The organism is Streptomyces sp. SID3343, assembly GCF_009865215.1.
Classification (GTDB): domain Bacteria; phylum Actinomycetota; class Actinomycetes; order Streptomycetales; family Streptomycetaceae; genus Embleya.
Genome location: NZ_WWJX01000927.1, coordinates 1 through 3499 on the forward strand (window position 1 = coordinate 1; position 3499 = coordinate 3499).

General features: G+C 74.6%; 1 protein-coding gene. It reads right to left on the reverse strand.

The window, feature by feature from the left end; all coding sequences use genetic code 11:
- On the reverse strand, positions 1-3499 hold a 3499-nt coding region (locus GT354_RS54625; RefSeq protein WP_161359328.1), incomplete at both ends, for a type I polyketide synthase.

The window sequence follows — 3499 nt, forward strand, 5'->3', positions numbered from 1 at the left end:
CGCTCGGGCGGCGCAGGCGCGGTACGTACAACTCGCCTGCCCGGACCGCGATCTGCGGTTCGTCGGCGGCGACGGCCGTGGCGTAGGCGGCCGGGAGCAGGGCGAGCGACGTGGGGTCGGCGTCGAGGTCGATCAGCACGATCCGGCCGGGTTGTTCCGACTGGGCCGAGCGGACCAGGCCGGTGACGGCCGCTCCGGCGGGGTCGGGCACGTCGGTCGCGACCACGGCGGTCGCGTTGCGGGTGACGACCGCGATCCGGGGGCTGTCGCCCTGTAGGGCGGTCAGTACGCGGGCGGTTTCGTGATGTGCGGCCTCGACGACGTCGAGCAGCGTCGCGCACACCGAGACGACCACGACCGCGTCGCCCGAACCGTCGACGAGTTCGCCGATGCCCTCGGGGGCGATGTCGAGCACCGCCCAGGGCGCGACGTCGGTGACGGGCCGGGCCACGCTCGTCCACGCGACCTCGAAGAGGGCGTCGTGCGGGAGTGCGCGTGACGCGTCGAGTTGCTCGGCGCCGACCGATCGGGTCGCGAGCGACGCGATGGTGACGACGGGCGCGCCGCTTTGGTCGCTCGCGTGGAGGGTGAGGTCTCCGGGGCCGGTCATGGTGATCCGGATCCGCAGCGCGGTGGCCGCACCGGCGTGCAGCCGCACGCCGCTCCAGGCGAACGGCAGTCGGCTCTCGCCGTCCCGGTTGTGCTCCAGGGCGCGGTAGGCCGCGATGTGCAGCGCGGCGTCGAGGAGCGCGGGGTGGATGCCGAACCTGGCGGCGTCGGCGTGCTGTTCGGCGGGCAGCGCCGCCTCGGCGAGGATGTCGTCGCCGAGGCGCCACGCGGCCCGCAGGCCGCGAAAGGCGGGGCCGTAGTCGATGCCGGCCTCGGCCAGCGCGGTGTAGGCGTCGGTCACGTCGAGCACGGTCGCCCCGGGAGGGGGCCACTGGGCCTCGGCCGCGCCCGGATCGGCGCTCCCGACTGCGCCCTCGACCCTGTGCCCGGCTGCGCTCCCGACTGGGCTCTCGTCGGCGTCGCCGTTCGTCGAGGCGGTCAGGGACCCGGAAGCGTGCCGGGTCCAGGCCGCGTCCGGGTCGGCGTCGTCGGGCCGCGCGTACACCGCGATCGGCCGCCGACCGTCCGCTTCGCCCACCCCCACGACCACCTGGACGTGTACCGCGTCCCCCGCGCGCAGGATCAGCGGCGCCTCGATCACCAACTCGTCGACGGTGTCCAGGCCGACCTCGTCCCCGGCCCGGATCGCCGCCTCCACGAAGGCTGTTCCCGGGACCGGTACGGTGCCCATCACGACGTGGTCGGCCAGCCACGGGTGGGTGCGGGTGGACAGTCGCCCGGTGAGCAGGACGGCCTCGCCCTCCCGCACGGCGCCCGCCCTCTCGACGCCGTCCGTCGCCACCCGCAACGTCGCGCCCAGCAAGGGGTGGTCGGCCGCGCCCAGGCCCAGCCCCGACGCGTCGCCCGCGTCGCCCGGCGCCTGGTCGATCCAAAACCGTCGGTGCCGGAACGCGTACGTGGGCAGATCCACCCGGCGTGCCGCGAACGGGCGGTAGAACGCGGCCCAGTCGACGGCCGCGCCGTGCGTGTGGGCGGTCGCCAGGGCCGCGAGCACCGTCTCGATGCCGTCCCGGTCGCGGCGCAGCGCCGCGGCGAAGACCGCCTGCTCGGTCTCGGCCAGGATGTCCTGGGCCAAGGCGGTCAAGGTGCCGTCCGGACCGAGTTCGAGGTACGTCGTGACGCCCTCGGCTGCCAGCTGCTCGATCGCGGGCCCGAACCGAACCGCGTTGCGCACGTGCGCGACCCAGTGCTCCGCGTGGCCGAGCCGGTCGTGGTCGGCGATCCGCCCGGTCAGGTTGGACACGACGGGGATCCGCGGCGGGTGGTAGGCGAGCGTGGCCGCGATGCGGCCGAACTCGGCGAGCATCCCGCTCATCAGTGGCGAGTGGAACGCGTGGCTGACCCGCAGCCGCTTGGTCTTGCGGCCCTGCTCGGCGAAGCCGGCCGCAATCGCGAGAGCCGCGTCGGCCTCGCCCGAGATCACCACTGCCGTGGGACCGTTGACCGCGGCGATGCCGACGGCGTCCTCGTGTCCGATCAGCGCAGCGGCCACCTCCTCCTCCGTCGCCTGCACCGCGATCATCGCGCCGGTCGTGGGCATCGACTGCATCAGCCGGGCCCGGGCCGCGACGAGAGTGGCCGCGTCGGTGACGGTGAGCACGCCCGCGACGTGCGCGGCGGTGAGTTCGCCCAGTGAGTGGCCGGTCACGAAGTCCGGGCGCAAGCCCCAGGATTCGTAGAGCCGAAAGAGCGCGACCTCGATCGCGAACAGCGCGGGCTGGGCGTACACGGTTCGGTCGAGTTGCTCGGCGGCGTCGGCCGCGACGCCGAACACGACGTCGTGCAGCCGGTGCGGCACGTGCCCGGCCAGCCGCTCGTCCACGGCGTCGGCGATCTCGTCGAAGGCGGCCGCGAACACCGGGTAGGTGTCGTGGAGTTCGCGGCCCATGCCGACTCGCTGGCTGCCCTGTCCGGTGAACAGGTAGGCGAGCGGGCCCGCAGCGGCGGCGCTGCCGAGCGTGAGCCGCGCGGCCGGTTCGCCGGCGGCGAGCGCGTCCAGGCCGGCCAGGAATTGGGTCCGGTCCGAGGCGAGCACGACCGCGCGTTCGTCGAACGCGGCCCGCGACGTGCCGAGCGAGTGGCCGATGTCGGTGACCTCGGCCGTCTGTCCGGCCGCGCCGCGGACGAACTCGGCGAGCCGGGCGGCCTGGGCGCGCAGCGCCTCGGGGGTCTTGCCGGACACGGTCCACGGCACGAGCGCCGTGGGTGGGACGGCCTCGTGCTCGGCCTCGTTCGCGTCGGCTGCGGCGGGCTGTTCCAGGATGACGTGCGCGTTGGTTCCGCTCGCGCCGAACGCCGAGATGCCGACCCGGCGCGGCTGTCCGGTCTCGGGCCAGGGCCGGGCCTCGGTGAGCAGCCGTACTGCGCCCGCCGACCAGTCCACGTGCGGGGTCGGCTCGTCGATGTGCAGAGTCTTGGGCAGCACGCCGCGGCGCATCGCCTCGATCATCTTGATCACGCCGACGATTCCCGCGGCGGCCTGCGTGTGGCCGATGTTGGACTTCGCCGAGCCGATCCACAGCGGCCGATCCTCGGACCGGTCCTTGCCGTAGGTCGCGATCAGGGCCTGGGCCTCGATCGGGTCGCCGAGGGTGGTGCCGGTGCCGTGCGCCTCCACCGCGTCGATGTCGGCGCCGGACAGCCGGGCGTTGCGCAGGGCTTGCCGGATCACCCGCTGCTGCGCGGGCCCGTTGGGCGCGGTGAGGCCGTTGGATGCGCCGTCCTGGTTGACCGCGCTGCCGCGCAGCACGGCGAGTACGCGGTGGCCCAACCGGTGGGCGTCGGCGAGCCGTTCGACCAGGACGAGGCCGGTACCCTCCGACCACCCGGTGCCGTCGGCCGCGCCCGCGAACGCCTTGCAGCGCCCGTC